We start from the raw sequence: 25,969 nt of genomic DNA on the forward strand, positions 1-25,969 counted from the left end.
CTCAATTCGCCAGAGCGGCGCTGGGCCAGAATTCCAGCACGGCGGCGACGACGATGACCATGACCAGCGAGATCGGCAGGAACACTTTCCAGCCCAGCCGCATCAGCTGATCGTAGCGGTAGCGGGGAACGAAGGCTTTCACCATCGCGAAGAGGAAGAAGAAGAAGCTGACCTTCAGCAGGAACCAGACGACTCCGGGAATCCAGGTGAAGGGCGCGAAGTTGAACAGCGGCAGCCAGCCCCCGCAGAACAGAATGGTCAACAGGGCGCACATGGTCACGATCGCCACATATTCCGCCAGCATGAACAACACGTAAGGCGTGGCGGAATATTCGATCATGAAGCCCGCGACGAGTTCGGATTCGGCTTCGACCAGATCGAAAGGCGGGCGGTTGGTTTCGGCGAGCGCGGAAACGAAGAATATCACGAACATCGGCAGCAGCCGCAGCCAGTACCACCCGAAGACGCCATATTTGGTGTCCTGGGCGTTGACGATGTCGGTGAGATTGAGCGAACCGGCGCAGAGAAGGACCGTGATGATGACGAAGCCGATCGAGACTTCGTAGGACACCATCTGAGCGGCCGAGCGCAGGGCCGAAAGGAACGGATATTTCGAGTTGGACGCCCATCCGCCCATGATCACGCCATAGACCCCGAGGGACGACAGCGCAAAAATATAGAGAATGCCGACATTGATGTCCGCGACGACCCAGCCCCCGGAGGAGACCGGCACCACGGCCCAGGCGGCCACAGCGAGGGTCGCCATCAGCAAGGGCGCGAACAGAAACACGCTCTTATTGGCGGTGTCCGGGATCACCGGCTCCTTGAGAGCGAATTTGATGAAATCCGCGAAGCTCTGCCACAGACCCCAGGGACCGACGACGTTGGGTCCCCGGCGCAGCTGGACGGCCGCCCAGATCTTGCGGTCCGCAAGAATGACATAGGCGACGTAAATCAAAAGCACGACGGCGATCAGCACGCTCTTCACCAAAGCGAGCGCCAGCGGATTTTCCGAGATGAAGGAAACGATGGTGTTCCAGAGGTCGCCCACGTCGAATGCTCCTATTCCGCGGCCTGACGCAGCCGGCCCTGGGCCAGCGCCGAACATTCCGCCATGACGGCGGACGCGCGTGCGATCGGATTGGTGAGATAGAAATCGGAAACGACGGAAACGAAGGGATCCTTCATCGCGACCGCCGAATGCTGAACCAGCTTGCCGATGTCGGCGTCGTCGCCGCGTTCGATAGCGTCGATCCGCTGCAGATGGGGGTGACGTTCGAACATCGCCTTGCGCAGTTGCGCCAACGAGTCGAACGGCAGCGGATCCCCGAGCGCGCCCGAAAGCGCCCTCAGTATGGCCCAGTCCTCCCTCGCCTCGCCCGGCGGGAAGCTGGCCCGCGCGGCGGCCTGGACCCGCCCTTCGGTGTTGACGAACAGACCGAACTTCTCGGTATAGGCGCTGCCGGGCAGAACGACATCCGCCCGATGAGCGCCGCGATCGCCATGGGAGCCGATATAGACCACGAAGGCGCCCGGCTCGATTTCGATTTCGTCGGCCCCGAGATTGAAGATGAGGTCTGCGGCCCCTTTGCTTACAAATTCATGCGCGGGCATGCCGCCCACGGACGGAACAAAGCCGAGGTCGAGGGCTCCGACCCGCGCAGCGGCGGTGTGCAGCACGGAGAACCCGTTCCAGCCCTCGGAGAGTCCCCCGTGTCTGACGGCAGCCTGCGCGGCGAGAGCGAGGATCGCGTCGCCATCGGGACGGGTCAGCGCCCCCTGCCCGATCAGAACGATGCGCTTCTGCGAGGGCGTCTGTCCCTGCTTGATGAAACGCAGCAGCGAATCCGGCCCGGCCCCGAGATAGTCGTAGTCGTAGGTGAGGTCGGCCTTCTCGCCGACGAGAGCGATATTGAAGCCACCCTTGAGCCAGCGCTTGCGGATGCGCGCGTTGAGGACAGGCGCTTCCTTGCGCGGATTGGACCCGATGATGAGAAGCGAGTCCGCCTCGTCGATCCCGGCGATCGTCGCGTTGAACAGATAGGAAGCCCGGCCGAAGAACCGATCGAGGCGCGAACCGTCCTGGCGGCAGTCGAGACTGACGACCCCGAGCTTTTCGGCGAGCAGCTTGAGCGCAAAGATTTCCTCGAGCGCGGCGAGATCGCCGACCAGCGCCGCGGTCTTGCCGGCCGGCGTCGCCCGGGTCCTGGCGGCGACGGCGCCGAGCGCCTCCTGCCAGGAGGCCGGACGCAGCCGCCCGTTTTCGCGAACATAAGGCCGATCGAGGCGCTGTCGGCCGAGGCCGTCGACCACCTGGCGGGTCTTGTCGGAAATCCACTCCTCATTGACCGCATCGTTCACGCGGGGAAGAATGCGAACGACCTCTCGGCCGCGAGAATCGATGCGGATCGCCGAACCGAGTGCATCCTGGACGTCGATGCTTTCCGTCTTCTGATACTCCCAGGGGCGCGCCCGAAAATTCTGCGGCTTGGGCAGAAGCGCGCCCACCGGGCAGAGATCCGCCACATTGCCCTGGAGCTCGGAGGTCATGGCGCTCTGGAGATAGGTCGTGATCTCCATGTCTTCGCCGCGCCCGATGGCGCCCATCTCGCCGGTGCCGGCGATTTCGGCGGTGAAGCGAACGCAGCGCGTGCAGTGAATGCAGCGGTTCATCTCGGTCTTGACCAGGGGACCGATATATTTGTTCTCGACCGCCCGCTTGTTTTCGACATAGCGGGAGGAGTCCCCGCCGAAGGCGAGCGCCTGGTCCTGCAGGTCGCACTCGCCGCCCTGGTCGCAAATCGGGCAGTCGAGCGGATGGTTGACCAGAAGAAACTCCATGACGCCCTCGCGGGCCTTCTTCACCATCGGAGTCTTGGTGAAGACCTCCGGCGGCGCGCCGTTCGGTCCCGGGCGTAGGTCCTTCACCGCCATGGCGCAGGAGGCCGCCGGCTTCGGCGGACCGCCCTTCACCTCGACAAGGCACATGCGGCAATTGCCCGCGATGGACAGGCGCTCGTGATAGCAAAAGCGCGGCACCTCCGCCCCGGCCTCTTCGCAGGCCTGGAGCAGGGTGAACTCGGGCGGGACATCCACTTCCACGCCATCCACGAGAATTTTTGTCACTTCGCCTTCTCCAAATCGACGCTATCGCCTACCCCGGCCCTTCTCATTCCGCTGCGACTTGCACGGGTTCGGGATGCGGGTTGGCCGAATACTGGTCGATGCGCTGTTCGATCACGTCGCGGAAATGCGTAATCAGGCCCTGAACCGGCCAGGCGGCGGCGTCGCCCAGCGCGCAGATCGTGTGGCCCTCGATCTTCTTGGAAACGTCGAACAGCAGATCGATCTCGCGCTTGTGCGCGCGCCCTTCGACCATGCGCTCCATGACGCGCCACATCCAGCCGGTGCCCTCACGACAGGGCGTGCACTGTCCGCAGGACTCGTGTTTGTAGAAATAAGACAGGCGCGCAATGGCGCGGATGATGTCGGTCGACTTGTCCATGACGATGACCGCGGCCGTGCCGAGGCCGGAGCCGAGCGCCGCCAGGCTGTCGAAATCCATCGGACAGTCGATGATCTCGTGAGCCGGAACGCAACGAACCGAAGAGCCGCCGGGAATGACGGCGAGCAGGTTGTCCCAGCCTCCGCGGATGCCGCCGCAATGGCGGTCGATCAGCTCGCGGAAGGAGATCGACATCGCCTCTTCGACGTTGCAGGGCTTGTTTACATGGCCGGAGACGCTGAAGAGCTTGGTGCCGGCGTTGTTGGGCCGGCCGATGCCCGCGAACCAGGAAGCGCCACGGCGCAGAATGGTGGGAACCACGGCGATCGACTCGACGTTGTTCACCGTCGTGGGGCAGCCATAGAGCCCCACATTGGCGGGAAACGGCGGCTTGAGCCGCGGCATGCCCTTCTTGCCCTCGATGCTTTCGATCAGGGCGGTTTCCTCGCCGCAGATATAGGCGCCGGCGCCGTGATGGACATAGAAGTCGAAGGGATAGCCGTGAATGTTGTTCTTGCCGATCAGCCCCGCTTCATAGGCCTCGTCGACGGCGCGCTGCAGCGCGATCCGCTCGGCGATGAACTCGCCGCGGACATAGACGTAGCAGGCGTGGGCGCCCATCGCATAGGAAGCCACCAAGGCGCCCTCGACCAGCGTATGCGGGTCGTTGCGCATGATCTCGCGATCCTTGCAGGTGCCGGGCTCGGACTCGTCGGCGTTGATGACGAGATAATGGGGCCTCGCAGGATCGACTTCCTTCGGCATGAAGGACCACTTCATGCCGGTGGAGAATCCGGCTCCGCCACGCCCGCGCAGCCCCGAGTCCTTCACCTCGGCGATGATGGCGTCGCGCCCGCGGTTCAGCAGCGCCTTGGTGTTGTCCCACTGGCCGCGCTTCCTCGCCCCGGCCAGCGAGCGATCGCCGAGCCCGTAGAGGTTTGTGAATATCCGGTCTGCGTCGGAGAGCATGGTTCGTCCCGTCTCTCTGGAATTACTTCGATCCCTCGCCATAAAGCGAGGTGAGGCTGGTCAATTCGCCTTCCGGCTCGGAACTGGAGCGGCCGGTCTGCGATCCGGTCCTGACGGGGCGGCCGGCGGCGAGATCGTCGAGCAGCTTCTCGAAGTTCTCGGGCGTCAGATCTTCGTAGTAGTCGTCGTTTATCTGAACCATCGGCGCGTTGCAGCAGGCGCCGAGGCACTCGACCTCGGCCCAGGAGAACAACCCGTCGCCCGAGACCTTGCGCTGCGGTCCGACCCTGCGCTCAAGAACCTTGACGATGTCGTCGGAGCCGCGCAGCAGGCAGGGCGTCGTGCCGCACAATTGCACGTAGAACTTCCCCACCGGCTCGAGATTGAACATGGTGTAGAAGGTCGCGATTTCGAGCACGCGGATGTAGGGCATCCCCAATGTCTCCGCGACCTTCTCGATCGCCGGGCGGGGAAGCCAGTAGTCGTTCTGCTTTTGAGCTTGCCAAAGCGCGGGGACGACGGCCGAGGCCTGGCGCCCGTCGGGATATTTGGCGATCAGCTTTTCGAGCAACGCCTTGTTCTGCGGCGTGAACTCGAAGCTCTCAGGCTGCTTTTCGGCGAGACGGCGGACGGACATTAGCGATCAACCTCTCCGAACACGATGTCGAGCGATCCCAGGATCGCCGAAACGTCGGCGAGCATGTGATCACGACAAAGAAAATCCATGGCCTGCAAATGCGCGAAGCCCGGCGCGCGGAGCTTGCAGCGGTAAGGCTTGTCCCCTCCGTCGGAGACCAGATAGACGCCGAATTCTCCCTTCGGCGCCTCCACGGCGGCGTAGACTTCGCCCGGCGGAACCTTGAAGCCCTCGGTGTAGAGCTTGAAGTGATGGATCAGGGCTTCCATGGAACGCTTCATATCCGAGCGCGACGGCGCGGAAATCTTGTTGTTCACGACCGAAACCGGTCCGCGGTTTTCGGCGCTCAGAAGCTTGTTCACGCACTGGCGCATGATCGACGCCGACTGACGCATCTCTTCCATGCGGATCACCGCGCGGTCGTAGCAGTCGCCATATTTGCCGACGGGGATATCGAACTCCATTTCCTCGTAGCAATCGTAGGGCTGCGCCTTGCGCAGATCCCACGCGGCGCCCGAGCCGCGCACCATCACGCCGGAGAAGCCGTATTTCCAGGCGTCCTCCAGCGAGATCACGCCGATGCCGACGTTGCGCTGCTTGAAGATGCGGTTCTCGATGAAGAGAGCTTCGAGATCGTCGCAGACCTTCAGGAAGGGGTCGATGAAGGCGCCGATGTCTTCGACCAGCTGATCCGGCAGGTCGCGGCCGACGCCGCCCGGCCTGAAATAATTGGCGTGCATGCGCGCGCCGCAGGCGCGCTCGTAGAACACCATCAGCTTTTCGCGCTCTTCATAGCCCCACAGCGGCGGCGTCAACGCGCCGACGTCCATGGCCTGAGAGGTCACGTTGAGGAGATGCGACAGCAGGCGGCCGATCTCGGCGTAAAGCACGCGGATGAGCTGCCCGCGGCGGGGAACCTCGACGCCGAGGAGACGTTCGATGGCGAGGCAGAACGCATGCTCCTGATTCATCGGCGCGCAATAGTCGAGCCGGTCGAAATAGGGCACGTTCTGGAGATAGGTGCGGGCCTCCATCAGCTTTTCCGTGCCGCGATGGAGGAAGCCGACGTGCGGGTCGACGCGCTCGACCACTTCGCCGTCCAGCTCGAGGATGAGGCGCAGAACGCCGTGCGCCGCCGGATGCTGCGGTCCGAAGTTGATCGAGAAATTGCGTAACGATTGGTCGGTCATTCTTGCGTCCCTCGACCGCGTCGGCGCGACGCCGACCGGCCTGCGCCAGTTCCTGTTACTGCTGCCCCTTCGCCTTCTCGTCTCCCGGAAGGTCGTACTGGACGCCCTCCCAAGGCGAGAGGAAGTCGAAATGGCGATATTCCTGCATCAGCCGGACCGGATCGTAGACGACCCGCTTCATCTCGTCGTCGTAACGGACCTCCACGAAGCCGGTCATGGGGAAGTCCTTGCGCAGCGGATGGCCTTCGAAACCGTAATCGGTCATGATTCGGCGAAGATCGGGGTGCCCCGAAAAAGCCACGCCGAAGAGATCGTAGGTCTCGCGCTCGTACCAGTCAGCGCCCGGGTAGAGCGCGGTCAGGGAGGCCACCGGCGTATCCTCGTCGGTGGGCGTCTTCAGCCTGATGCGCAGATTGAGCTTGGGGCTCTGAAGATGCGCCACCACCTCGAAACGCTGCTCGCGCTCGGGATAATCGGCTGCGGTCACGTCGATGAAGTTGACGAAGAGATACTCGTCGCGCAGCGTCTTCGCGACATCCAGCCAGCGCTCGCGGGCCACGGTCAGCGTAAGCTCGCCGTAAGCGAGCTTCACCTCGTTGATTGCGCCAGGCAGGGCGGCGACGACCTTCGCGCCTAGATCCTTGAGTTCAGCAACCATTTCGCAACATTCCCCGAAGGCCCAGCCTCATGAGGCCGACCGTCCTGTCCTCGACCGCGGCGCGGCCGCCTTATCTCTCGATCGTGCCGGTGCGGCGGATCTTCTTTTGCAGAAGAAGGACGCCATAAACCAGGGCTTCGGCCGAGGGCGGGCATCCAGGCACATAAACGTCGACCGGAATGATCCTGTCGCAGCCGCGGACCACCGAATAGGAGTAGTGGTAATAGCCGCCGCCGTTGGCGCAGGAGCCCATCGAAATCACGTAGCGCGGCTCCGGCATCTGGTCGTAAACCTTGCGGAGCGCAGGCGCCATCTTGTTGGTCAGTGTGCCGGCGATGATGATCACGTCCGACTGGCGCGGGCTGGCGCGCGGGGCGAAGCCGAAACGCTCGAGGTCGTAACGCGGCATGGCCGCCTGGATCATCTCGACCGCGCAGCAGGCGAGACCGAACGTCATCCACATCAGCGAGCCGGTGCGGGCCCAGTTGATGAGGTCGTCGGTGGCGGTGACGAGAAATCCCTTGTCGGCCAGCTCGTCGTTCATGTTGACGAAGAACGGATCGGTCGAACCGACCGGCTTGCCGGTGCGGGGATCGATGAGGCCCGTTCCCTGCGGGGCGACGATGGTCGAGCCCTGATTGCCGATCAATCCCATTCGAGGGCTCCTTTGCGCCATTCATAGACGAAGCCGACGGTCAGCACGCCGAGGAAGGCCATCATGGCCCAGAAGCCGAAGGCGCCGGCCTCCTTGAAGGCGACCGCCCAGGGGAACAGAAACGCGACCTCGAGGTCGAACACGATGAAGAGCAGCGACACGAGATAGAATCGCACGTCGAACTTCATTCGCGCGTCGTTGAACGGGTTGAAGCCGCACTCATAGGCCGAGAGCTTCTCGGGGTCGGGCGCCTTGAACGCGAGAAGGAACGGCGCGACCAGAAGGGCGCCGGCGATGATCGCCGACAGCGCCGCGAAGATCACGAGCGGGAGATATTGTTCGAGCAGAGTCGGCATTTTTCGTGTCCGATTGATCTGGGCGCGCAACAGATATTCGCGCCGGGTCGGCAGCTGGAAGCTTGAGCGCCAGGGGACAGGCGTCTCTCCGGCGGCCGGCCGTGCGTTCCGTAACAAAGCGTTCCCGCCAACGCAAGAGACAAGCGCGGCTTTCTCCCGACAATTGATGCAATGCACATTGATACCCGGGCAACGCCCCAAAATCAGGCGCCCGCCGCCTCAAGCCGGGGCGCAGAACAGGGACATTTCGGCAGCCGCGAGCATATCGGCGCGCCGCCGGGTCAGGCGCGCCACGGCCTCTTCATCGCCCCCCCAAAGGCGCATCTGGTAGTCTTCGTCGACATGAGCGGCCGAAAACGCGGCCTCCCCATCCATCTTACGCAGGGCTGCGGCCAAGGCGATGACGCAGGAGCCGGTGAGGGTCGTCATGGCGTGAAGCGCGGCAAGCCGGAACGGCGCCCCCTGCCCCGCCCCGACATAGGCGGAGATTCGGGCCGCGATCGCCTCGAGCGCCTCCTCGGGCTGGGCGTGGAAAACGACGCCCTCGGACAGAATCAGCCGCGCCCCGCACTCCTCCCTGACGAAATGCACGTAAGGGTCCCAGGCTGCGCTCTGGGCCTTTGCCAGCCCCGCGGGCTCCCCGGCCCGGTAGCAGATCAGGTCCGAGCCGGCATATTTGACGACATCCCCCAGAACCTCGTCCATTTTATCGGCCACGCCGTCGATGGCGGAATTGGCCAGCCGGGTCAGCGGCATGGCGGCGGGGTCGACGGTCTCCGCCTGGGCGTCCCATTCTCCTGCGAGCGCCGTCGCCAGACCTTCCCCGGGTAGAATCAGCATATTTCTCGCGGGGGTGCGCGCCGGTTTTCCGTCCAGGAACACGCCGAAGCCGCCTTCCGCCGGGGCGGCGACGGCCACTTTATAGAATCGCCGGGGCAAGGGCTTCTCGCCGGGCTGCCGGGAGCCGCGCAGCGGATTGCGCTCCTGCTCGCCGACAAAAAACGCGGAACCGAAGCCGTCGTCTTTGTCGCTCATGCCTTTTCCTTCCTCAGACGCCCGCCCGATCGGGGCGCGGGGTCATTCCTCGGGCGCGTCCTCGATCGGGTCGTATTGCCGCTCGTCGAAGCCGAAGAATTCCCATGTCGCCTTCATATGGGGCGGCAGGGGTGCGGTCACGTCGATCAGGCCCCCTTTGGGGTGAGGAAGAACGAGCCGGCGCGCCAGCAGGTGAAGCTTTTTGTCCAGAGCCTCCGGCATGGCTCGCAGGGGGTCGCGGCGGCGCACCTCGTCTTCCGGGCGATGGCCATATTTCGGATCGCCGAATATGGGATGGCCGATGGCTTCGGCGTGGGCGCGCAACTGATGAGTGCGTCCGGTCAGGGGCTTCATCGAAAGCCAGGCGCAGCGCGGGGCCGCTTTGTCGACAATGGCGTAATAGGTCAGGGAATGCTGGGCGTCGGCCTCGCCGTGGCGGGCGACGCGCATTTTCTCGAGATCCCGGGTCGAGCCGGCCCCCGGCTTACGCGGAACCCTCTCGTCGCCCATTCCCGCGCCCTTGGCGAGATAAAGCGAAATGCGCCCTTGCGCCGGCTTGGGCACGCCCTCGACCACGGACCAATAGATTTTTTGGGCCTGGCGGGAGCGGAAGATTTCCCCGAGATCCGCCGCCATGCGCCGATTCTTGGCGATGAGCAGGACGCCGCAGGTGTCGCGGTCGAGACGATGGACCAGAACCGGCCGCTGATCGCCCTTGGCGAGCGCCTCAAGCATGCCGTCGATGTGATGCTTTGTGCCGGAGCCGCCCTGCACCGCGAGACCAAAGGGCTTGTTGAGGACGAGAACGTCCTTGTCCTCGAACAGGGTCATGCGCGCGATGGCTTCCGCGTCCTCGGGGCTCGCGCGCCGAATCGCTGGGGCCGGCTGCTCTTCCAGCCTCAAGGGCGGTATCCGCACGGTCTGGCCCTGCTCCAGCCGCGTCGAGGTTTCGACCCTCTTGCCCTCGACCCTGACCTCGCCCTTTCGGCAGATCTTGGCGAGATGGGTCAGGGACAGCGCCGGGAAACGCCTTTTGAACCAGCGGTCGAGCCGCATTCCGGCTTCGTCTTCCGAAACGACGGCGGTGGAAACGCCGGATGACGCCGCGCCAGCGCGCGCTCCGTCCTCCGGCAGCCGCTCTTCCTCGATTTTTGAACCGCCGCGGCGGGTAGAATTGGGCCCTGATTGCATAAGCGCTTGTAGCAAAGGCGCGGGCGCCCGTCACGCGAGCAGAAGAAATGGGGGCGAGACTCCTGTTCCAAAGGCCGCGGCCGAGGCTTCGATCGGAAACAGCCCGGAGCGCGTTGCGGAAGACGCGCGCTTGAGATATACGGAATCACGACTCTTCAGCGCCCGTAGCTCAGCTGGATAGAGCGCTGCCCTCCGAAGGCAGAGGTCGCACGTTCGAATCGTGCCGGGCGCGCCAAAAATCCAAATCGCACCGATTGGAAAAAGCACTCGCACCTTGTCGCCCGACATGATCAACCGCGGGTATTCGAGAATTTTGAGATTGTTCCTCGTCGATCAGTTTCCGAACTGACGAAGCGGCGCAGAACGGGAACGCGAGTTCATGCGTCCGATTCCCTTTTCAGGAGGGCTCGTTTGCGTTCGACGCCCCACCGGTAGCCGGAGATCGAGCCGTCGGAGCAAATGATGCGATGGCAGGGTATCGCCACCGCGATCTTGTTTGCCGCGCAGGCCCCGGCGACGGCCCGCACCGCGGTCGGCTCGCCCAGCCGGGCCGCAATCTCGGCGTAGCTCGCGGTCTGCCCTGCGGGAATTTGGCGGAGGGCTTGCCAGACTCGCTGCTGGAACGCCGTGCCGCGCACATCGAGCGGCAGATCGAGACCAATCTGGGGCGCTTCGACCAGGCCGACGACACTGGCGACCAATTGTTCGAACTCGGGGTCGCCGCCAATGAGTTCGGCCATGGGAAAACGGTCCTGGATATCGCGCGCCAGGGCCTCGGGATCGTCGCCCAGCGTTATGGAGCAAATCCCCTTGTCGCTGCGCGCCACGAGAATGGCTCCGAGCGAGCTTTGACCTATGGCGAAGCGGATTCTGACACTCTTCCCGCCCTGCTTGAAAGTGGTCGGCGTCATGCCGAGAACCGCGTTTGAGTTCTCATAAAAGCGACTGCTGGATGAAAAGCCGGCGCCATAGATCGCGTCGGTCACCGAGATGCGATCCTCGGCCAACGCAGCTCTCACCTTCCCGGCGCGATGCGCGGCTCCGTAGGCGCGCGGCGTCAGTCCAGTAATCGCCTTGAATTGGCGATGAAAATAATACGGGCTCATGCCGACCGAGGCGGCGAGCTTGGCCAGTTTCGGCGGCTCTTGCGCCTTCTCGATCAGCCGGCAGGCCTTGGCCACGATCTGCGCATTGGCCTCGTCCGTAGACAGGCCTTTGGGATGACACCGCTTGCAAGCCCGAAAGCCGGCGGCCTCGGCGTCGGCCGACGTCGCGAAAAAGCGAATGTTCTCGGGCTTTGCGTCGCGGGAGGGACAGGACGGGCGACAATACACGCCGGTGGTTTTGACCGCGTACACAAAGTTTCCGTCTTCCGAGGCGTCGCGAGAGAGGACGCTTTTCCAGCGTGGATCGCATTCGGTCGATGAGGCGGCGGCGTTCGTCATAGCTTTCCCTCGATTTGTCCTGCTGCGCACGTTGAAGGATTCCTGCGATGCGCGCGCTCCACTCCTTGCTTTCAAATTCCGGCGCGAATTGAAGGCAAGAACCGGAGTGCTGGTTCCGCAAGCGGCGAATAGGCGTGGGTCGATCCACCTGCTGAAAGGTCCACCCCATGCCAGCCGAACATCGCTCAATCGAACCGGCCATTCTCTATTTTGGCGCGCCGGTCATTCTCGTCAGCACGCAAAACCAGGACGACACAGCCAACCTCGCGCCGATCTCATCGGCCTGGTGGCTCGGCTGGCGGTGCATGCTCGGGCTCTCCGCCGCCTCGAAGACCACGGAGAACCTGATCCGCACCGGCGAGTGCGTGTTGAACCTGCCTTCGGTCAATCAGGTCGGAGCTGTCGATCGACTGGCGCGACTGACAGGCTCAGACCCGGCGCCGGAAAGCAAGCTCGCCAAGGGCTACCGCCATGAAGCCAAGAAGTTCGAGGCGGCCGGCCTCACGCCCGTCCCGTCATGCACCGTCGCTCCGCCTCGTGCGCTCGAATGCCCGATTCACATGGAGGCCGTTTTCGCCGCCAAGCACGGTCTTGGCGAGGATAGCCCGTGGAAGGGCGCTCTGCTCGCCTTCGAGCTCCGTGTCCAGCGCGTGCATGTCGCGCCGCAAATCCTGATGGATGGGTTCGAGAACAGGATAGATCCCGACAAATGGCGGCCGCTCATCATGAGCTTTCAGAATTTCTACGGTTTGGCCGAAGGCCGCGTCCAATCCTCGCGCCTCGCCGAAATTTCCGAGGACAGCTACCGAAGCCCCGATGTCGATCGCGCTAGACGAGCGCCGGGAAATCAGACCGACGCCGCCCTTGAAACATTTGACCACACGGTAACAGCCCCTCCTCCCGGCTCGTAAGGGATGCGAGTCAGGTAATTCCCAGTGGCGGCGCTTCCCGCTCCGGCACGGTGTTCACGCTTCAATGCGCCAAGGCGACGAGGGAGGTGTTCGGATACGGCCTGCCTGCAGTAGGGCAAAGCGGTCCTCCGCTCCGCGTCGGCTTCAGGCCGGTCAGTTCCGGCGAAGGAGCGCCCTATCCTCCATGGGCCGCCTTCCTTACGCAAGCATCGATATCCTGAAAACTTTGCCGCGCCCTCCTCCGTCGCTCCATGCGATTTTTTCCGGCCCCGGGCGTTGACGCCTACGCAGGCGCGTTCCGCCGCCGAGCCTGTTGCGATATGCAATGCGATAGGGCGATATAAGAGCGACTGCGGCATAGCTCGCGTTTGACCGTCATGCGTTTGACCGCGCAAATTCCGCCCGAATGCTGAGATCACCGCAATGCGGAAAATCTTCAAATGAGCGACGTCGGCAGCAACGACAACCGCCTCCCGGGGATCGACCGGTTGCGGGGCCTGGTCATGGTCCTGATGGCGCTGGACCATATGCGCGATTTTTTCGACGCCGACGCCTTACGCTTCAGACCCACCGACCTGACCCATACTTATCGGTTCCTTTTCTTCACCCGCTTCGTCACACATTTCTGCGCGCCGACCTTTGCGCTGCTCGCCGGCGTCGGCGCCTATCTCCACGGCGCGCGGCTCGGCGATCCGCGCCGGCTGTCTTTCTTCCTCGCGTCGCGCGGCTTGTGGCTGATCTTCCTCGACGTCTTCGTCATTAGTCCCGCATGGGCGCCGGGAAGCGGACGGGTGGAGCTGGGCACGCTCTATGCCATCGGCTGCGGGTTGCTGGCGCTCTCGGCCCTTTCCCGGCTGCCGGCGCGGATAGTCTTCGCCGTCGGCGCCGCGATCGTCCTCGGGCATAATCTTCTCGACGGAATCCACGCCGAGGCGCTCGGCGCGTGGGGGCCATGGTGGCGCATGTTGCATGAGCCGGGACCTTTGCCGCTTGGCGCTTCAGGGTCCGTGCTCTATCCGGCGCTGCCATGGATCGGCGTCGTAGCGCTCGGCTACGGGATTGGACCCCTGTTTCATCAGCCCATCCGGCGGCGAGACCGTGTCCTCTGCGGCGCCGGGCTGGCGTCGCTCGCCGCCTTCGTTCTCTTGCGTAGCGGCAATTTTTACGGCGATCCGGCGAGCTGGACCTTTCAGCACGAACCGATGTTCACCCTTCTATCTTTCCTCAACGTCACCAAATACCCGCCCTCGCTGCTCTATCTTCTGATCACGCTCGGTTGCGCGGCGCTGGCCCTGCCGGCGCTGGAGCGGCTACCCGGCCGAGCCGGCGGGGCGCTGGCCACATTCGGACGAACGCCCTTGTTCTTCTATGTGCTGCACATTTACATCGGCCTCGCCGCAGCCATGGCTCTCGCGCTCGCGCAAGGCTACTCTTTCGCCGACATCGCCAAATATCTGAACATCGGCGAGCCCCCGCCTGAATTCGGCGCCGGCCTCGGCGGCGCCTATGTGGCATGGGCGCTCGTCGTCGCCGCGCTCTACCCTCCGTGCCGCTGGTTCGCCGATCTCAAGCGGCGCCGGAAGGATTGGCAATGGCTGAGCTACCTCTGAGGACGCCCCTGCCGCCCGACAAAGAGGCTTTGATGCGCTCGCAGGGCCGCCGCTCAAGTAACGCAAGAATGCCCCGCGGTTACATCCATAACCGGGGCTTTCTCTTGCGAAGGCAGAGGTCGCACCTTCGAATCGCGCCGGGCGCGCCTCACGCCGGCGGATTCCGTTAGGATGCTTGCATTCAAATCGCGGCGAGAAGGCTTTGGCCGGCCACGCCCGTCATGATGTCGGCCACTGCCGAGGCGGCTGGCGAAACCGCAAGGCCCCCCGCGGCATAGAGGCCAAGGCAAACGCTGGGCAGGCGCGGAAATCCATCCGCTTCCGTCATGATCCTAAGTCCAGGCGGAATCCCCAGCGGCGTGCGAACGGTCACGCCAAGACCCGAGCCCACGGCGCCCCAAAGGCTCGCAAGCGTTGGGCTCGCGAAATCAACGGTCCATGGCATGGCCGCAGCTTCAAGCGCATCCATGGCGGCGCCGCGGAAAGCGCAGGGCGGATCGAAAACGGCCAAAGGCAGCGGGTGGCTCAGGGTGAAATCCTGCGCTCCGATCCAAACCATGGACAAGGATCCAGACCAAAGACACGGAACTTCCTTTGTTTCTCCGTAGATCATGGCGAGATCGATGGCGCCGGCGCCAAGACTGCTCACCAAATCGGGCGAACGGCCGGTAGTTGTGTGCAGGCGAATGCGCGGATGCTTGCGGGCGAGGCTGGCGAGCGCCGCGGGCAGCCAGGTGTCGGCGAAGTCCTGCGACATGCCGATCCGCACCGTGTCGTGATCCGGGTTCTGGCCGAATTGCCTCAGAACGCCATCAAGAAGATCGAGCGCCTTCCGGGCGTAGTCGAGCAGGATCAGCCCTTCGTCGGTGAGGACCATGCGGCGTCCTTCCCGGCGAAACAGGCTGGCGCCAGTCTCCCTTTCGAGGTTGCCGATATGCAGGCTGACGGCGGATTCGGAGCGATTTACCGCCTGTGCAGCCTTGGCGAAGCTGCCGCAGTCGGCGACGGCGACCAGCGTGCGAAGCCATGCCGTATCGAGATTGTGCATGGAAACATCAGCTTTCCTCAAGAGTATCCCGCAGAACTACTCGCTTTTTCTGCTGGCCAAAGCAAGGCACAACGCCCTCGACGGCCTGCGGGCCTCGGATCCAAATTGACGCAAAGGAGTTTTCATGCCCCTGACCCTCACGCTGACGGAAGGCGTCCTGCCCCATGGCGCCGAGAAAACGGCGATTGCCCGGATCACCCATGCCTTCCTCAAATCTCACGGCCTTGCCGGCAACAAGACGATGACGCCGAACGTAACCGCCCATGTTCATCTGGCGCCGAAGGGGCTGACCTTCGCCGGCGGCGAACCGGTGGAAGGCGCCTGGATCGAATGGAAGGTTCCGTCCTTTGCCCTGGCGGACCGCGAAATTCAAAAAGCATTCTTCGCCGAGGCGGTGCAGATCGTCCACGAACTGTCGGGTGGCAGACTGCCGAAGAGCCACATCTGGGCCAACGCCGTACATGCCGCTGACGGCGCCTGGACACTGGACGGCGCGGCGATGACCAATGCGGAACTTGTTGCGTCCGTCGCCAAGGGCTGACGCCCCGCAACGAAGCCCGGGGGCCGGAGCCGAGCCATGCGACTATCTCCCTCCTTGTTCTTCTCCGCTCGTTGCGAGGAAGCCCTCCGCTTTTATGAGCGCTGCGGCCTCGGCAAGGCGCAGATCCTGCTGCGCTGGGGCCAGAACGGCATGCCTGTGCGGACAGAAAGCATGCGCGGCAAAATCCTGCATGCACGCTTCGATGGGCCGGGCGTGCTGTTCTTCGCCTCGGACAATGACGACGCCGAACCGATGAAAGGCTCGGCGCTGATGGTGGAAATGAATGATCTTGCCTGCTTGCGGACGCTGTTTGAACGCATGTCGGAAGGCGGGACCGTCACTGTCCCGCTGGCGCGCCAGTATTGGGGCTCCGATTTCGGCATGCTGGTCGATGCTTTCGGCGTCCAGTGGATGTTCAACTGCCCGCTGAGCTGAAAAGCGGGCTGTTACCGCGCCCCACGAAGGAAAAAGGGAAATGTCGCAGTTCAACTTTTCGCACGCGGGAGAAATTGCGGCCGTGAAAATCGAGGCGGACATAAAAAAGCGCCTGTTTCTCGGCGCCATGGCCGGCGCCGCCTGCATATTTTCCGGCGCCCCGCTCCGGGCGCAAATCAAGGCGGCGGTTAACACCACGGTGTCGCAGCACGGCATTATCCGCACAACGCTCCAGAATCATATCAATGCCGACGGCGAAGAGTTCCGGATGGTTTTGACGACCTATCCGCCGGGAGTGGGACTGCCGGTTCATCATCACCCTTCGGTCGCGCATAATTACATTCTGGAGGGTGTGGCGGAGTCTCAATATGCAGGCGAAGAGCTTCAGCGCTTTACCGCAGGCGAGAGCTATCAGGACAAGGCCGACTCTCGGCACATAATCTTCCGCAACCCGGAGGCGACCTCAACGCTCAAATATCTCATCGTCTATACGGTCAAGAAGGGGCAGCCCTTTCTGATCGTTCCGTAACAGCGGCGGCGCACGTCATTTACAGCCGGCTTGATCGTCGAACATCACTTCCTTCGGCTTTTTCGCGCCTGGTTGAGCTTCGACGAACCCCACCCACAAAAAACGAGAACCACTCCGGACCATCTGATAATCGGCTGGCGCCCTCCCTGCACGGGCGAAGATCACCTGGATTTGAGACCAAGCCGCCGCGCAACGCCCTCACGCCGACCGTCTTTCCAGCGTGTCTACTTCCGCCGAAGTCGGATCGTGCTCCAGCGACATGGCGGGCAAGCCGGTATTGCTCTCCGACCAGCTCATGGCCTCTTCCAGGGCGGTATGGTTTATTTTTTCTCCCACCAACGTAAACAGCAGGGTGCTGACGGCGATCTTCGTATCGAGCCGCAGAGAGGCGTGTCGGATGTACCAGACGTCGAGCGCATCCTTTTGCGCGGGCGTAATGAAAGTCCCGCCGTTGATCTGCGCCCATCCGGTAATGCCGGGCTTCACCGAAAGGCGCGGGCGAGGATCGCCCGGCTGATCCGCCGAAAGGAGCGGACGCGGACCAATCAGCGACATGTCTCCCACAAGCACATTCAGAAGTTGCGGAATTTCATCCAGTCGAGCGGCGCGAACGGCGCGTCCGAGCCGCGACAGGCGGAGGTCGCCTGGAATCCTGGCTCCGGACTTGTCGAAAGGCGCGCGATAGGTGCGGAATTTATACAAAAGGAATTTGCGTCCGTTCTGACCTATGCGCTGCTGCCAGAAGAAGACCGGAGCGCCGACGTCGAAGAGAACGAGGCAGGCCGTCAAGAGCGCCAGCGGCAGAAGTAAGATCAGCAAGGTCGAGGCGCCGGCGAGGTCGATGAGGCGTTTCGTCTTGAAATACTCTCCAGGAACGACTGCGCCTGTCCGATTGGCGCGGGGTTTCGAATAATTCGGCCGCACCGCAAGGTTGAGCGCTTCCGAAACCCGCGCGAATTTGAGGCCTCGTCCGGCGCACCAGTCTCTCATCCGTTCAACGCCCGCGTGCGACAGGCTCGTTGCGCCGTCGGCAAGCCAGATTTCGTCGATTTCGACGCCGTGCACGGCGTATTCGTCGAAGACCTCTGCGATCTCGTCGACATGGCCGATGATTTTCACGCCGGCGATCGTTCTTCCGTGGAAGGCCTCGCGGACGTCCAGCGCCCCCACAACTCGCGTGGTGCGCGGCTGCTGAAGATCCAGCAGCTTGATTGCAGTGGCCGCGAAACGATCGACGCCGATCAGGATGACGTGGCGCATATGCTGCGGCCAGATCTCCTCGGCGATCTTATCCGCTTCCGACCACGCTTCGTTATAAAGGACCCTTGCGAGCGTCCGGCTGAAAATCATGCCCGAGCCGAGGACCAGCGCATAGATCAGCGGCATGGAGCGGGGAATGCCCTCCAGGCGGGTGAAGATGAAGAGAATGATTCCGCTTGAAGTCGCCGTCGTCGCGACCGCGGCGCAAACCGCGAGGACATCGTGAACGGAAAAGAAATGGCTCACCCCGTCGCTTACGCGGAACAGCCGGAAGGCCACCAGAGCGCAGACGATAGTGACGAGCGCATATTGGTAGCCCGGCGCTAATTCATTGGGGAAATTGCCGGTATCGAGCAGGCCTGGATCACGCAACGCGAGCGCGATAAACGGAGCGGCCACCACCCATGATAAATCGAAAGATGAAAGCCTAGGGGGCGCGGTCAATCTCGATGCGGGGAAGTCTAAGCCCATTGCACATGTCCCCTAGGGCTTGTTGAGATTCATCGCGAATTGATGAGCGCGGCGGCGAGGCGGATCATGGCTGTGAAGCTTTGATCGGTTTTGTCGGCGCGCAGGGCGATCCGCTTGAACTCCTTGAGTTTGCCGAAGAAGTTTTCGATGAGGTGACGGGCTTTGTAAAGCTCGATGTCGATGGCGAGAGGCGCGTTTCGTCTTGGATGTTGGGAGATGACGATTTGCGCGCCGCGCTCGTTCAGTTCGGCGACGATCCAGTCGCTGTCGAAGGCCTTGTCGGCGAGCAGCGCGCCAAATTCGACGCCCTCGATCAAAGGCGCGACGCCGACCGTGTCGAAGCGTTGCCCCGGCAGCAGAACGAAGCGGACCAAATTGCCGAGCGCGTCGGTGAGCGCGAGGATTTTGGTGGTCCAGCCGCCTTTGGATTTGCCTATGGCCTGGCCCTGAGTCCCCCTTTTGCGCCCTGTCCATGGCGGTGGACCTTGACGATGGTGGCGTCGATCATGGCGTATTCCATGTCTGGATCGTCCGACACGGCGTCAAACATCCGCTTGAACACATCGGCCTTCACCCAATCGCGAAAGCGTTTGAACACGGTGTTCCACTTGCCGAAGGCGGGAGGCAGATCGCGCCAGGGGCTGCCCGTGCGCGCAATCCACAAGATCGCCTCTAAAAACAATCGCCCATCGCTCCCGGTCCGGCCGGGATCGGAGGGCTTGCCAAGACAAAAGGGCTCCAGCTTCGACCATTGGCCGTCCGTCAGACAGAATCGGGGCATTGCAAACTCCTTTCGGAGCTTGAATCATCCTTCCACCAAAATGGGAATCCTGATTCTCAACAGGCCCTAGTCTGCACTCTCCTCGTTTAGAGAATTTCGAGTTGGCCATCCACGCGACTAAAAGCCGCAAAACTCAACAATATTATCGACCTAGACAAAACGCCCGGTCGCGAGAAAACTCGTATTTTCGAATCGTCGTGAAGATCGGGACTCAAAGGCGCTGACGCGGCGCTACGCTTGCGATCGCATCTCATGGTAAACGGCCAGTGTCTGCGCGATGACGATTTTCTCGTCGAATTCGGCCAGAGCTTTCGCTCGCGCGGCAAGACCCAGCCTTCGCGCCAGTCCGGGGTCGTCCTGCAGGCGGGCGATCGCCTCCGCCAGGGCCTGTGCGTTGCGTATCGGCACAAGCAGGCCGTTCACGCCATGCGTCACCACCTCGCGGCAACCGGGCGCGTCGGTTGCAATCAACGGCTTTGCGCAGGCCGCGGCTTCGATCAATGTCTTGGGCAGTCCTTCACGATAACTCGGCAGCGCCACGATATCGGCGGCGAGCAGAAGAGCCGGCATGTCATCGACGTGGCCGAGCCAGTCTACGAGCCCTTCCGCCTGCCACGCAGCGATGGTCGCTTCGGGCGCCGCGGCAGGATTGCCCGGGTCCGGAGCGCCGGCCAAGGTAAAGCGAATATCCCTGCCCTCCGCCTTCAGAAGACGCGCTGCGTCGACGAACTCGGCGAGGCCTTTGTCCCACAACAGCCGGGCGGCGAGCAGGACGCGCAATGGGCGGTTCTCGGCGACTTCTTCGTCGTCGCCCGGAATAAATCTGGCGCAGTCCACTCCCGATCCGCGGATGAGGCGGATCTTATCTACGGAAACGAGGCGCGCGCGCTCGAAGAGCGTCACGTCGTCGGGATTCTGCAATATCAGTCTGGCCTGCCCCCCGCCGAGAGCAAGGCGCATCAGACCGCGCACCCAGGGCCGCAATATCCGCGCCTTCAGGGAATTGCTGATGAACACATAGCCCATCCCAGCTACGGCGTTGATGCGAGCCGCGCCGGCCAAACGGCCGACCAGAGCGCCGTAAACGACGCATTTGATGGTGAAGCCATGCACCACGTCGGGCCGCTCGCGACGCAACAGCCTGAATAGCCAGCCGAGCAGCGCGAGTTCACGCAACGGGTTCAGGCTTCTGCGGTCCATCGGGGCGGGTATCCACCGAAAACCCAGCGCCTCCAGCTTTTCGCCATAAAGCCCCGGCGGGGAGACCAGCGTCACGTCGTGGCCGCGATCCTTCAGCGCGGCGGCGAGTGTTCGCCGGAAGTTGAAGAGATACCAGTCGGTGTTGGCGAACAGGAGGACTTTCAAAATGCGAGCACCAACGGATAGAAGTTATACGGCACCCAGGCGTAGACATTCGATGCAAAGTTGAGCCAAACCGCCATTACAAGTCCGTAATAGAAGAGCGTGGCAGCCGTCAGCGCAGCCGCATCCTTGCTTGCGGGCAAGGGTCGGGTCGGGTCATGAGAGGCGACAACGCCATATCGGCCGCGTCCAGGGAGTTCGTGCGCGCCGAACACGTAAGGCAAACGCGCAAATACCACGATCTGAAGAGGCAGCATGTAGAGCGCCATGCGATCCAGCGCGGTGGAGGCCGAGGGCATGATCAGGAAGCCGCCAAACTGCGCCAGCGCGATGATCGAAAACCATTTCCAGAGCGACTCCTCCGCGGCCGAAAAGGAGAATCTGGCGCGCCATCTCAAAAAGGCGGCTCCCGGCAACGCGTTCATCAGCAATCGCACGGCCGCTCCCTCCGATTGCACGGCGCCCCCGACATAGGTGGAAACAAGGTTGTCCGCGCTTTTCTCGAGCAGAAGATAGTAAAGAACCACCGCGGTCGCGCCGACCCACGCCATGGTCAACAATCGGTTGCTCGAACCCGCCAGGGCGGCGACCGGAATGAGCAATATCGCCGAGCGGTGAAAGGTGGCCGCGAACGCTACGCACAGGACGAATTTGAAAGTCGATTTTCGGGCTAGCGCTACGAGGCCCAGCATCTCGAGCCCCAAGGCGATGCCCTGGCGGCTGTAACCCATCCCGACGACGATCACGAGATACGGCACCGAGACCGCCAGCGCCAGCCAGGGCCAAGGCTGGTTCTGGCAGAACACCACCAAGCCGAAAGCGAAGATGGCCGCGCCGATCAGGTTGACGCCGTAGATGTCCCAGCCCATGTGCAGGCTGATCCAGTTCAGCGCGTAATAAGAGGGATCGATGAGCTGAAAGACGTCCCAGAATTCGACGCCTCTGACTTCGCCGAGGAACCTTGCGTAATTCTGCCAGTCTCCGCCGACTTGAAAACGGTAGCCGATCAGCAGCGTCCACGCCAGCCAGACCAGAGACCACGCAAAATAGGTCGACGCCGGGCGCGGTCTGAACGCGGGGACGCCGTCGGCGCCGCTCGCAGCCAACGCCGCCAAAGACGGGAACGCGAACATCGCCCAATATGGCCACATCTTACGAGTTCGCCTCGAGCCAGGCCTGAAACATCAGCACGCTCCACAACCGACCCGTACAGTCGCGGCGGCCGCCGAGATGTCGCCCCCAGGCCTCGCGAATAGGTTTCGCGTCGAGATACCCTTCCCGATCCAGCCGGCTTTCTTCCAGGAGGTCCTCCGCCCAATCGCGCAGCGGGCCGCGAAGCCACTGGCCCAGCGGAATGGAAAACCCCGCCTTCGGGCGTTCGATCAACTCGCGCGGCACATATTTATACAACAGCTGACGCAGCGCCCACTTTCCTTGGCCGTCGCGAATTTTCATGTGCAGCGGCAAGCGCCAGGCGAGTTCGACGACCCGGTGATCGAGAAACGGAGCCCGGGTTTCGAGGCTCACCCCCATCGCCGCGCGATCCACCTTGGTCAGGATGTCGTCGGGCAGGTAGGTCAGGCTGTCCCACAGCATCATTCTATGCTCTGGTTCGGTCACGCCCGCCGTCAAACCCGCGTCGTCGAGCTGCGTAGGCAGAAAGCCGGCGCCGAGCGCCAGCAGGCGCCCATCCGGCCATTCCTTCACCAGACTGCGATAGAAGTCGTCCAGACTGTCGACGTTTTGAAGCCGGCTGGCCAATTTGTGCGCCTTCTCTTCAAGGCGCGCCACGCCCCCCACGCCGCCGGACGCACTGCCGAGCGCGCTCCAGATCCATGATGGCGTGGCGCAAATGGCGGAAGCCAGGCGCCGGCGCAGCGCAGGGGGCGTCCGGCCGAGCAACCCGAACACCCGCCTCGCCCAGATGTAGCGATTATAGCCGCCGAAATGCTCGTCTCCGGCGTCGCCCGAGAGCGCGACGGTGACGCGCCGCGACGCCGCCTTGCAGATCAGATAGGTCGGGATTTGCGAGCTGTCGGCGAATGGCTCGTCGTACAATCGGGGAAGAAGGGGAATCACCGCCCGCGCGTCCGCCGCGCCGAGGCGCAGCTCATGATGATCGGAGCCCAAATGGCGCGCCACCGCCAGAGCGTGGGGCGATTCGTCAAAACCCGCTTCGTCGAATCCCACGGTGAAAGTCTGCACGGGTCGGGCGGATTGCGCCTGCATCAAAGCGACGATCATGGAGGAATCGACGCCGCCCGACAGGAAGGCCCCCAAGGGCGCGTCGGCCACGGACTGCAGGCCGACCGCTTCGTGCAGGGCCGCCTCCAGCAGTGAGAGCGCCTCGTTCTCGTCCCGGAACGGGTTCGCCAGACCCTGCCTCGCCGTCTGCGCCGCGTTCCAATATGGCTCGATCTGAAGCCGCTGATCCGGCAAATCCTCCGCCCGGAGGGTAAGCAGACTGGCGGGCGCCAGCTTGAAGACGCCCTCGTAAATCGAGTAAGGCGCGGGCACGACGGAATATTGCAGATAAAGGCCCAAAGCATCCCGGCTCACCGGGTTGGCGAAGCCCGGATAGGCGCGCAAGGCTTTCAGCTCCGAGCCAAACGCGAATGCGCGTTTGGCGCCTTGGCCGACCCAGCCGTAATAGAGCGGCTTCTCGCCGAAACGATCCCGCCCGAGCGTGAGGCGGCGTTCGATCCGATCCCATAAAGCGAAGGCGAACATTCCCACCGCCCGCTCCAGCGTAGGGACCACGCCCCATTCGGCGAATCCCGCCAGCAATGTTTCGGTGTCCGAATGGCCGCGCCATGGGGGCCTGCAGCCTTCTTGCTCCAGCACAGCGCGCAACTCGCGGTGATTGTAAACCTCGCCGTTGAAGACCAGCACGTAACGGCCGCAGGCGGAGTGCATGGGCTGGCGCCCGGCGGCGGACAGATCGACGATCGCGAGGCGGCGGAACCCCAACGCTACTCCCGCTTCGGCGTCCGCAAAGGCGCCCTCGTCGTCCGGCCCGCGATGCCGAACGGAATCCGCCATCGCCGATATGACGGTCTTCATATCCGCCGGCGGACGCGCCGCAATGAACCCGGCCAGCCCGCACATCAGCAGAGCTCTTTGACAGATCTGGCGTGGTCGTCGAGCAGATCCCTGCACGCATCGAGCACGGAATCGCGGTAGAGCCGCCGTCCCTCCCACGTTGCGACGGCGTTGGCGCGCAGCCTCTGATATCGGCCGTCGGAATCCAGGAGTTCGAGAACCGTCGCGACGGCGTCGCGGTCGGAGTCGACAATTACGGAATTATAGCCCTCGCGGCAGTAGGAACCGATTTCGCCGACTGGCGTCACTATGGGCGCAAGCCCCAGCTGCATCGCCTCGACGACGGACATCGCCATCCCTTCCTGCTCGCTGGTCTGGAGATAGAAAGAAGCGTTGCGCGCAAGGCCGGCGATCTCGTCATGCGTCGCGGCTCCCCGGAAAACGACCGCATCCTTCAGCCCCAGGGACGCGACGAGAGTTTTGAGAGACGCCTCCGAGCCCCTGTCGGGGCCGATTATCACGAAGCGCGCCGAGCGGCGCTTTTCCCGGATCGAGGCGAATATGCGCACCGCCCTTTCAAGTCCTTTTCCGGGTGCGAGACGGCCCCAGAATATAAAAGTAGGTTCGACCGCGCGAGGCGGCGGCGCGTCGAAGCGCCGGGTCAGAAACGAAATGATCCGGACTTTCAATGGAGGGCGCGTCAGTCGCCCGGTCAGGGTCGCCTGGCAATCCGCCCAGGCCTCGTCCGCCAGGGACGCGGCCCAGCGCGTGCACAGCACATCGAGCCAGTGGACATGCTTCGAAGAATGGAGAAACACGACCAGCTTCGACCGAGGCCGCAGCAGTTTGAACACCGCTCCAACGAAATAGGCTCGCCATAGGGAGACGATCAGAATGTCGACCTCTTCGCGAGAACGCCGCACAGCCTGCGAAATCATGACCACCGGATCGAGCGCGTTTTGAAACTTGCTGGCGCTCTCGCTTTTGAAAAGATAATCCACTTCGAAGCGCAACGCGCCGTCCTGCAATGAGCCGATCGATTTGGCTGCGGTCTCGACGCCGCCGACGCCGTCCCTCGGGATCAGATGGACGATTCTACAGGTGCGGGTCATTGCGGAGCTGGGAGATATCGCGCGCCACCGATTTGGAGCAAGCCGTCTCGTTGTTTCCAGTCGCTGCGATGGGCTTGCATTTACGCTCCATCCGATGAAACCGGCCTGTCGTCTCCGGCTTCGGAGCCTGAGGCCTTGTTTTCAATAACACACTTGTATTTCGAAAACATTTGGCGGTGGCTATAAAACTCTTCGGCGAGCCGGCGTCCGTTTGCGCCGAGGCGAACCACGGCCTCCGGCCGTTCGACCAGACCGATTACTGCGGCGGCGAACCCTTGCGGGCTTTGCCCCTGGACCAGAACCCCGCAGTCTGTCTCGCCGGCGACAAGATTTCCGATGCCCGGCGCGTCCGACGCTATGATGGGAAGGCCGCTCGCCATCGCCTGCAGCAGCGAAGTGCTCAGCGTCTCGCCTTCCGAAGCATGAAGGTAGATGTCGAGCGCGCTGTACCACGCGATCATCTCTTCTTCGTTCAACTGGCCCGGAAAATTGACGCAGGCGCCAAGGCCCAAGCCTTGCGCTCTCCGCTCCAAGGCTTCCCGGGTCACGCCGTCGCCGGCGAGACTGAGGCGCCAGTCAACGCCGGGCTCGCGCCGTCGAAGTTCCGACAGCATATCGATCAGCGCATCCTGCCGCCTGATCTCGGTGAACCGTGCCGCCATGCCCAGCCTGATCGAACCCGTGCGTCTGTCGGAGCCATTCCCAGGGGAGAATCTCGAAACGTCGACGCCGTTTGGAATGATGCGGACCTTTTCAGGCCGGAAGAATGGACCCAGCCATCTTCTCAGTTCCCGGTCGTAGTCCGGCGTTAGCGTCACGATCCGATCGGCCAGCAGCATGGCGAGAAAGCTGAACGCCCACTCGCTGCGGCTCTTCAAGGCGTTGGACTGATGCTCGACGACGATCAAAGGCGCGTTTCGACTGCGCGAATATATCAGACAAGGAAGCAGCGCCGTGATGCTGTGCAGGATGATCGCCTCGGGGCCGATATCGCTCAGCCAGGCGAAGATCGCTCCCCAGGCCCGCCAGGATTTTCCGGCGACGACCGGAAAATACCGATGGGATATGCCGCGCGTCCTGCACTGTTCGGCATAGGCCCCCGACAACGGTTCGATGCCCAGAAATCCGAGAAACGGCCGCCATTCGCGGTTCTGATCCGCGCCCAGGAGCGAAAAGGCGACGCTGCCATGCCCCCCCATGCCGGAGTATAGAATCTGCGCCACCTT

24 protein-coding genes and 1 tRNA gene are annotated in these 25,969 nt (G+C 63.0%); 6 read left to right on the forward strand and 19 right to left on the reverse strand.

Annotation, left to right across the window (positions count from 1 at the left end; translation table 11 throughout):
- Position 1: 1 nt before the first annotated feature.
- The 10 genes from nuoH to H2LOC_RS05680 all read right to left on the reverse strand — a co-directional run bounded on the left by nuoH (position 2) and on the right by H2LOC_RS05680 (position 10,061).
- The gene (nuoH, locus tag H2LOC_RS05635) at positions 2 to 1,030 is read right to left on the reverse strand and encodes an NADH-quinone oxidoreductase subunit NuoH (RefSeq protein ID WP_425487338.1); all 1,029 of its coding nucleotides are present in this window, start codon (positions 1,028 to 1,030) and stop codon (positions 2 to 4) included.
- 32 nt (positions 1,031 to 1,062) lie between these two features.
- A complete protein-coding gene (nuoG, locus tag H2LOC_RS05640; protein ID WP_136495499.1) occupies positions 1,063 to 3,126 on the reverse strand; it encodes an NADH-quinone oxidoreductase subunit NuoG in 2,064 nt (687 codons plus the stop codon).
- Between the two features lie 43 nt (positions 3,127 to 3,169).
- Positions 3,170 to 4,474: an NADH-quinone oxidoreductase subunit NuoF gene (gene nuoF / locus H2LOC_RS05645; RefSeq protein ID WP_136495500.1), complete on the reverse strand. Its 1,305-nt coding sequence runs from the start codon at positions 4,472 to 4,474 to the stop codon at positions 3,170 to 3,172.
- 22 nt (positions 4,475 to 4,496) lie between these two features.
- Positions 4,497 to 5,111, reverse strand: a complete 615-nt coding sequence (gene nuoE / locus H2LOC_RS05650) for an NADH-quinone oxidoreductase subunit NuoE (protein ID WP_136495501.1) — start codon at positions 5,109 to 5,111, stop codon at positions 4,497 to 4,499.
- Positions 5,111 to 6,301, reverse strand: coding sequence for an NADH-quinone oxidoreductase subunit D (locus H2LOC_RS05655; protein WP_136495502.1), 1,191 nt, complete (start codon positions 6,299 to 6,301; stop codon positions 5,111 to 5,113). The genes nuoE and H2LOC_RS05655 overlap by 1 nt, the downstream gene beginning before the upstream one ends.
- A gap of 55 nt (positions 6,302 to 6,356) precedes the next feature.
- Positions 6,357 to 6,959: an NADH-quinone oxidoreductase subunit C gene (locus tag H2LOC_RS05660; protein ID WP_136495503.1), complete on the reverse strand. Its 603-nt coding sequence runs from the start codon at positions 6,957 to 6,959 to the stop codon at positions 6,357 to 6,359.
- A 70-nt stretch (positions 6,960 to 7,029) separates the two neighbouring features.
- Positions 7,030 to 7,614, reverse strand: coding sequence for a NuoB/complex I 20 kDa subunit family protein (locus tag H2LOC_RS05665; RefSeq protein ID WP_136495504.1), 585 nt, complete (start codon positions 7,612 to 7,614; stop codon positions 7,030 to 7,032).
- Positions 7,605 to 7,970 carry an NADH-quinone oxidoreductase subunit A gene (locus H2LOC_RS05670; RefSeq protein ID WP_136495505.1) on the reverse strand — a complete coding sequence of 122 codons (366 nt, stop codon included), beginning with the start codon at positions 7,968 to 7,970 and terminating at the stop codon, positions 7,605 to 7,607. Before H2LOC_RS05670 ends, H2LOC_RS05665 begins: the two co-directional genes overlap by 10 nt.
- Before the next feature lie 219 nt (positions 7,971 to 8,189).
- Entirely contained in the window at positions 8,190 to 9,005 is an 816-nt protein-coding gene (locus H2LOC_RS05675; protein WP_136495506.1) for an ATP12 family chaperone protein, read from the reverse strand.
- A 42-nt stretch (positions 9,006 to 9,047) separates the two neighbouring features.
- On the reverse strand, positions 9,048 to 10,061 hold the full coding sequence (locus H2LOC_RS05680; protein WP_136497005.1) for an RluA family pseudouridine synthase: 1,014 nt from the start codon (positions 10,059 to 10,061) through the stop codon (positions 9,048 to 9,050).
- Positions 10,062 to 10,354: 293 nt separating this feature from the next.
- Between H2LOC_RS05680 and H2LOC_RS05685 the strand changes: the two genes are divergently transcribed.
- A tRNA-Arg gene (locus tag H2LOC_RS05685) sits at positions 10,355 to 10,431 on the forward strand.
- A gap of 142 nt (positions 10,432 to 10,573) precedes the next feature.
- Here the strand turns inward: H2LOC_RS05685 and ada are convergent.
- Positions 10,574 to 11,641 (reverse strand): bifunctional DNA-binding transcriptional regulator/O6-methylguanine-DNA methyltransferase Ada, encoded by a 1,068-nt coding sequence (ada, locus tag H2LOC_RS05690; RefSeq protein WP_136495507.1) that lies wholly within the window; start codon positions 11,639 to 11,641, stop codon positions 10,574 to 10,576.
- A gap of 167 nt (positions 11,642 to 11,808) precedes the next feature.
- On the opposite strand from ada, the gene H2LOC_RS05695 reads away from it, so the two are divergent.
- Together H2LOC_RS05695 and H2LOC_RS05700 are read left to right on the forward strand one after the other, a co-directional pair.
- Positions 11,809 to 12,552 (forward strand): flavin reductase family protein, encoded by a 744-nt coding sequence (locus tag H2LOC_RS05695; RefSeq protein WP_136495508.1) that lies wholly within the window; start codon positions 11,809 to 11,811, stop codon positions 12,550 to 12,552.
- Between the two features lie 440 nt (positions 12,553 to 12,992).
- Positions 12,993 to 14,162, forward strand: a complete 1,170-nt coding sequence (locus H2LOC_RS05700) for an acetyltransferase domain-containing protein (RefSeq protein WP_136495509.1) — start codon at positions 12,993 to 12,995, stop codon at positions 14,160 to 14,162.
- Positions 14,163 to 14,343: 181 nt separating this feature from the next.
- Here H2LOC_RS05700 and H2LOC_RS05705 read toward each other — a convergent pair whose 3' ends face one another.
- The gene (locus H2LOC_RS05705) at positions 14,344 to 15,210 is read right to left on the reverse strand and encodes a LysR substrate-binding domain-containing protein (protein WP_136495510.1); all 867 of its coding nucleotides are present in this window, start codon (positions 15,208 to 15,210) and stop codon (positions 14,344 to 14,346) included.
- Between the two features lie 124 nt (positions 15,211 to 15,334).
- On the opposite strand from H2LOC_RS05705, the gene H2LOC_RS05710 reads away from it, so the two are divergent.
- From H2LOC_RS05710 to H2LOC_RS05720, 3 genes are read left to right on the forward strand one after another with little or no spacing between them, the layout of a single operon-like run.
- Positions 15,335 to 15,751: a 4-oxalocrotonate tautomerase gene (locus tag H2LOC_RS05710; RefSeq protein WP_136495511.1), complete on the forward strand. Its 417-nt coding sequence runs from the start codon at positions 15,335 to 15,337 to the stop codon at positions 15,749 to 15,751.
- 36 nt (positions 15,752 to 15,787) lie between these two features.
- A complete protein-coding gene (locus H2LOC_RS05715) occupies positions 15,788 to 16,186 on the forward strand; it encodes a VOC family protein (protein WP_136495512.1) in 399 nt (132 codons plus the stop codon).
- A 40-nt stretch (positions 16,187 to 16,226) separates the two neighbouring features.
- On the forward strand, positions 16,227 to 16,715 hold the full coding sequence (locus H2LOC_RS05720) for a cupin domain-containing protein (protein WP_136495513.1): 489 nt from the start codon (positions 16,227 to 16,229) through the stop codon (positions 16,713 to 16,715).
- Positions 16,716 to 16,913: 198 nt separating this feature from the next.
- Here the strand turns inward: H2LOC_RS05720 and H2LOC_RS05725 are convergent, their stop codons facing one another.
- From H2LOC_RS05725 to H2LOC_RS05755, 7 genes are all read right to left on the reverse strand, one after another.
- Complete coding sequence (locus tag H2LOC_RS05725) at positions 16,914 to 18,347, reverse strand: sugar transferase (protein ID WP_162009701.1); 1,434 nt, start codon at positions 18,345 to 18,347, stop codon at positions 16,914 to 16,916.
- Positions 18,348 to 18,475: 128 nt separating this feature from the next.
- Positions 18,476 to 19,227, reverse strand: a protein-coding gene (locus H2LOC_RS05730; RefSeq protein WP_202620455.1) for an IS5 family transposase whose coding sequence is annotated in 2 segments (ribosomal slippage) — positions 18,476 to 18,897 and positions 18,897 to 19,227 — 753 coding nt in all. Because the reading frame shifts where the segments join, the coding sequence is not laid out codon by codon here.
- A 231-nt stretch (positions 19,228 to 19,458) separates the two neighbouring features.
- Positions 19,459 to 20,592, reverse strand: coding sequence for a glycosyltransferase family 4 protein (locus tag H2LOC_RS05735; protein ID WP_136495515.1), 1,134 nt, complete (start codon positions 20,590 to 20,592; stop codon positions 19,459 to 19,461).
- Positions 20,589 to 21,740 (reverse strand): EpsG family protein, encoded by a 1,152-nt coding sequence (locus H2LOC_RS05740; RefSeq protein WP_136495516.1) that lies wholly within the window; start codon positions 21,738 to 21,740, stop codon positions 20,589 to 20,591. The genes H2LOC_RS05735 and H2LOC_RS05740 overlap by 4 nt, the downstream gene beginning before the upstream one ends.
- Position 21,741: 1 nt before the next feature.
- Positions 21,742 to 23,697, reverse strand: coding sequence for an asparagine synthase (glutamine-hydrolyzing) (asnB, locus tag H2LOC_RS05745; protein ID WP_136495517.1), 1,956 nt, complete (start codon positions 23,695 to 23,697; stop codon positions 21,742 to 21,744).
- Complete coding sequence (locus tag H2LOC_RS05750) at positions 23,697 to 24,743, reverse strand: glycosyltransferase family 4 protein (RefSeq protein WP_136495518.1); 1,047 nt, start codon at positions 24,741 to 24,743, stop codon at positions 23,697 to 23,699. Before H2LOC_RS05750 ends, asnB begins: the two co-directional genes overlap by 1 nt.
- 80 nt (positions 24,744 to 24,823) lie before the next feature.
- Complete coding sequence (locus H2LOC_RS05755; RefSeq protein ID WP_246207147.1) at positions 24,824 to 25,966, reverse strand: glycosyltransferase family 4 protein; 1,143 nt, start codon at positions 25,964 to 25,966, stop codon at positions 24,824 to 24,826.
- Positions 25,967 to 25,969: the final 3 nt, after the last annotated feature.

Origin of the sequence: Methylocystis heyeri (assembly GCF_004802635.2) — a bacterium.
Lineage (GTDB): Bacteria > Pseudomonadota > Alphaproteobacteria > Rhizobiales > Beijerinckiaceae > Methylocystis > Methylocystis heyeri.

What these genes read in the sequence shown, in the direction of transcription:
- nuoF (WP_136495500.1), bottom strand. Translation starts at nt 4,474, where the DNA reads ATGCTCTCCGACGCAGACCGGATATTCACAAACCTCTACGGGCTCGGC.
- nuoE (WP_136495501.1), bottom strand. Translation starts at nt 5,111, where the DNA reads ATGTCCGTCCGCCGTCTCGCCGAAAAGCAGCCTGAGAGCTTCGAGTTC.
- H2LOC_RS05655 (WP_136495502.1), bottom strand. Translation starts at nt 6,301, where the DNA reads ATGACCGACCAATCGTTACGCAATTTCTCGATCAACTTCGGACCGCAG.
- H2LOC_RS05660 (WP_136495503.1), bottom strand. Translation starts at nt 6,959, where the DNA reads ATGGTTGCTGAACTCAAGGATCTAGGCGCGAAGGTCGTCGCCGCCCTG.
- H2LOC_RS05665 (WP_136495504.1), bottom strand. Translation starts at nt 7,614, where the DNA reads ATGGGATTGATCGGCAATCAGGGCTCGACCATCGTCGCCCCGCAGGGA.
- H2LOC_RS05670 (WP_136495505.1), bottom strand. Translation starts at nt 7,970, where the DNA reads ATGCCGACTCTGCTCGAACAATATCTCCCGCTCGTGATCTTCGCGGCG.
- H2LOC_RS05675 (WP_136495506.1), bottom strand. Translation starts at nt 9,005, where the DNA reads ATGAGCGACAAAGACGACGGCTTCGGTTCCGCGTTTTTTGTCGGCGAG.
- H2LOC_RS05680 (WP_136497005.1), bottom strand. Translation starts at nt 10,061, where the DNA reads ATGCGGCTCGACCGCTGGTTCAAAAGGCGTTTCCCGGCGCTGTCCCTG.
- ada (WP_136495507.1), bottom strand. Translation starts at nt 11,641, where the DNA reads ATGACGAACGCCGCCGCCTCATCGACCGAATGCGATCCACGCTGGAAA.
- H2LOC_RS05695 (WP_136495508.1), top strand. Translation starts at nt 11,809, where the DNA reads ATGCCAGCCGAACATCGCTCAATCGAACCGGCCATTCTCTATTTTGGC.
- H2LOC_RS05700 (WP_136495509.1), top strand. Translation starts at nt 12,993, where the DNA reads ATGAGCGACGTCGGCAGCAACGACAACCGCCTCCCGGGGATCGACCGG.
- H2LOC_RS05705 (WP_136495510.1), bottom strand. Translation starts at nt 15,210, where the DNA reads ATGCACAATCTCGATACGGCATGGCTTCGCACGCTGGTCGCCGTCGCC.
- H2LOC_RS05710 (WP_136495511.1), top strand. Translation starts at nt 15,335, where the DNA reads ATGCCCCTGACCCTCACGCTGACGGAAGGCGTCCTGCCCCATGGCGCC.
- H2LOC_RS05715 (WP_136495512.1), top strand. Translation starts at nt 15,788, where the DNA reads ATGCGACTATCTCCCTCCTTGTTCTTCTCCGCTCGTTGCGAGGAAGCC.
- H2LOC_RS05720 (WP_136495513.1), top strand. Translation starts at nt 16,227, where the DNA reads ATGTCGCAGTTCAACTTTTCGCACGCGGGAGAAATTGCGGCCGTGAAA.
- H2LOC_RS05740 (WP_136495516.1), bottom strand. Translation starts at nt 21,740, where the DNA reads ATGTGGCCATATTGGGCGATGTTCGCGTTCCCGTCTTTGGCGGCGTTG.
- asnB (WP_136495517.1), bottom strand. Translation starts at nt 23,697, where the DNA reads ATGTGCGGGCTGGCCGGGTTCATTGCGGCGCGTCCGCCGGCGGATATG.
- H2LOC_RS05750 (WP_136495518.1), bottom strand. Translation starts at nt 24,743, where the DNA reads ATGACCCGCACCTGTAGAATCGTCCATCTGATCCCGAGGGACGGCGTC.